This window comes from Bacillus sp. P4_D3 (genome assembly GCF_056401855.1).
In genome coordinates this window covers 1-3050 of sequence record NZ_JBFUIN010000377.1, presented here as the reverse complement: position 1 = coordinate 3050, position 3050 = coordinate 1, and the positions used below count along the sequence as shown (strand labels likewise).

At 30.4% G+C, this 3050-nt stretch carries 4 protein-coding genes; all 4 read left to right on the top strand.

Translation table 11 applies throughout. The features are described from left to right. Positions 1-242: 242 nt before the first annotated feature. The 4 genes from AC1DTM_RS21340 (at position 243) to AC1DTM_RS21325 (ending at position 2859) form a co-directional block, all read left to right on the top strand. Positions 243-1226, top strand: a complete 984-nt coding sequence (locus tag AC1DTM_RS21340) for a DNA-binding protein (RefSeq protein ID WP_088099308.1) — start codon at positions 243-245, stop codon at positions 1224-1226. A 202-nt stretch (positions 1227-1428) separates the two neighbouring features. Beyond that, the gene (locus AC1DTM_RS21335) at positions 1429-1677 is read left to right on the top strand and encodes an NUMOD4 domain-containing protein (RefSeq protein WP_088099309.1); all 249 of its coding nucleotides are present in this window, start codon (positions 1429-1431) and stop codon (positions 1675-1677) included. Positions 1678-1822: 145 nt separating this feature from the next. After that, positions 1823-2245 carry a hypothetical protein gene (locus tag AC1DTM_RS21330; RefSeq protein ID WP_234814251.1) on the top strand — a complete coding sequence of 141 codons (423 nt, stop codon included), beginning with the start codon at positions 1823-1825 and terminating at the stop codon, positions 2243-2245. Between the two features lie 185 nt (positions 2246-2430). Then, entirely contained in the window at positions 2431-2859 is a 429-nt protein-coding gene (locus tag AC1DTM_RS21325) for a hypothetical protein (RefSeq protein WP_088099310.1), read from the top strand. Positions 2860-3050: the final 191 nt, after the last annotated feature.

Sequence of the window (3050 nt, the reverse complement as noted above, 5' to 3'; positions counted from 1 at the left end):
ATAGAAAATCTCCCATTTTCTATGGTTATAACTAAAATTATTTTATCAATAACTTGTGTTTATATTTCATAAAATACGAATGGTAATTTAATTAGTAAAGATAAATAAATTTTATGAATCTATCAGAAAAGATTGAACAATACCTATGATATAATAAGTTACAGTTATATATTTGCTGAAATTGAAATTAGACTACATAAATGTTCGACTCAAACATAAATCAAATAAAAAGGAGAAATAACATGAACGAAAATCAACAAATCATTATGAATACAACAGAAGTGAAGGAGTATTTAGGGGTTAGTAATTTCGTTGTAAACAATCTGATGAAGCAGGAGCAATTAGTTCCGATAAATAAGGATACATGGCGTTTAGATGGAAGTTTCCTTTTCAAAAAAGAAGATGTAGAATCCATAAAAAAAGAAAGAGAAACAGAAGGCCTTACGCTTTACCAAGCTAGTAAAAAATATGATGTTAGCACATATCAACTAGAAAAATGGTTAGAAGATGGGGAGTTAACAGCTACTATACAAGAACATCGTAATCGTGAGACTAAATTCATTAAAGAAGAAGAGTTACTTCAACTTGTACATCGATTTGATCAAGCAAATGCACTGTATACATTCTCTCAAAAGTATAATACGGTCCTTTTCCAGAGGTTCATCCAGGGGAATACAATAGCAAGAGTTATTTCTATTCCAAAACGTGGAGATATTATGCTGATTGATGAATTCGGAAGTGAATTCACCTTAACAGAGGCTCAAAAATTAGGATTCGTACCGGCATACCAATTATCCGATAAACCACGTAGTCATCACCAAAGATTTGTTAAGTTTCGTTTACCTAAATCCGATCAATTGCGTAGCAGCTCATTTCAACTGATTGACTTAATCCTTCAGTACGTCTCACCAAGAAATTTGAAGATTTCAGAAGAAGAAGGTTTTTGGTATTTCGATATACGTCAATCTCTTATTGAATTGCCTATGGGTATGCAATTGGAATGGATTGAAAGTTTAACGCCTTATTTAATAGAAGGAAAATTAGTAAAGCGTGTGAATAATAGCGTGTATTTAGATAGTAGCAGCGTGACGAAACCCGTTACAATGTCCAGCAAAGAATATCAAGCAATTAATAAAATTGTTGAAGAAACTAACAGCACGATTGAAGAGTTTATTGCATCCGCTATTCGCGAAAAGATTCATAACTATCGAGGGTCACACAACTAAATTATATATAAGCGGTTAAATATTTTATTAAAGGGAATTTTTATATGGAAAAGTGGTATTTCCTGAAGATAAACATATAGGTGGGACTGATAACGCCTTATATGTTCTAAATTTATTCCTTGAAGAGTTTAATTTAGATTTAAAACACAGGAAATCCTGGTCCATCTTAGAGGAAGATACACATAAATAAKGGGATATTTTAATGGAAGAAACATGGGTTGATATTAAAGGATACGAAGGTATATATCAGGTTTCTAATGCTGGAAGGTTTAGAAGTCTAGATAGAATCGGACAAGACGGAAGAGTTCTTAAAGGTAAAATAAAGGTTCGAAAGGGCGATCCATATGGATTCACGACCATCAAATTGTACAAAGAGGGTAAAGCGAAAAATCATAGAGTTTCGACCATAATTCATAGTACTTTCCCGGAAGGTATTAAGAAAGTGAAATAATACAATTATGTGATCGGTTAAATAATTTGTATATAAATTGTAGAACTTAAGTAACCCAAAATTTCTAAGGGGGAAAATACATGGGGATATATACTGCATTTCGCGGAAAAGTAATTATAAAAAAGAGTACAAGGAACTAGTAGAGTTGATTAATAGCGGTGAATGGGAAGAAGCAGTTGATAAACATCCATTCCTTCAAGAATACTATAACATCGAAAGAAGTACTCTAATTCCATTTTGTACAGAAGCTATACAAAATCGGTTGGATGAAGAGGGTAGTTGGAGTAAAAAAGGGGGTCTGTACTTAGAAACAGATCCATGTGATTGGGAAACAGACAGTGAATATTATACAGATTTAAAAGGCCTAGAATGGACGTTCATTACTTGTTTAAAAGAATATGAAGATAAAACTCAATTTAACAAAACGCCTATTCAAAGCTTTATAGACATAGTGTTATCTGAAGTTATTACGAAATCAATTAAAGTTCAATTATATTATCATGATTTAAACAAACCTATAGAATATATATTTGATGGAAAGAAAATCGCAAAACTAATTAATAATTAACAGCACACCACTTAGTTATCCTTATAATTAAGGTGAAGTTACCTCCATTTATCATTGTATACTCTAATTAGAATTATTAATTCCAAGCGAAGTTAAATATCAAAAATAAGATGGTATGCCGRCTAAATACCATCTTATAACTAAATAATAAGTTATTAAATTACTCATCTATTGGAGGCATACATATGGAGCAGGAAAAATTGAAAGAATATGTATTTAAAATTAATTATCATGAAAAAAAATCAACATTTTGCACTATCTTACTAAATAGCAGCTGCGTGGCATTAATGTTCTTATTTGCATTATATATTTGGTTGGAATCTATTAGAATATTTTTTAATGATCATACAATTATAACCTTTTTTATCATTGTAGCTGTGTTAGTATGCCTTTACTGCTTAACTGAGCGCATTTCAAAAAACAAAAGATACTCTCTTATCTTAAAAAAAGATATGTTAATGTCTTTTATTTTAAATTCAAAAACTCTTAATCCTCAAGAAAGAAATTTCTTTCTATCCAAGCTGAATAAAGTCCGCGATGAAGGGGACTTCACAACTGTTTATATGAATTATTTGCAAATTTCTCAGCATAACGAAGAGGATTTCATGCATTAAATAAAAATCCGAAATGTGATATGTTAGGGGTTATATTTTGGGGACTAAAGATATCTAAAGTAAAGCAAAAGCAAGAAATAAAAGAAGTATTAAATTACTTTATATTATGCCTAGTATTGTTAGTTTTTAGTGTTTATAGGCTAGTGTAATTTTGAAAAATCGTTAATTTAATCTAAATATGAGGTTATAAA

Coding starts and splice junctions, on each gene's coding strand:
- AC1DTM_RS21340 (WP_088099308.1), top strand. CDS start 243: ATGAACGAAAATCAACAAATCATTATGAATACAACAGAAGTGAAGGAG.
- AC1DTM_RS21335 (WP_088099309.1), top strand. CDS start 1,429: ATGGAAGAAACATGGGTTGATATTAAAGGATACGAAGGTATATATCAG.
- AC1DTM_RS21325 (WP_088099310.1), top strand. CDS start 2,431: ATGGAGCAGGAAAAATTGAAAGAATATGTATTTAAAATTAATTATCAT.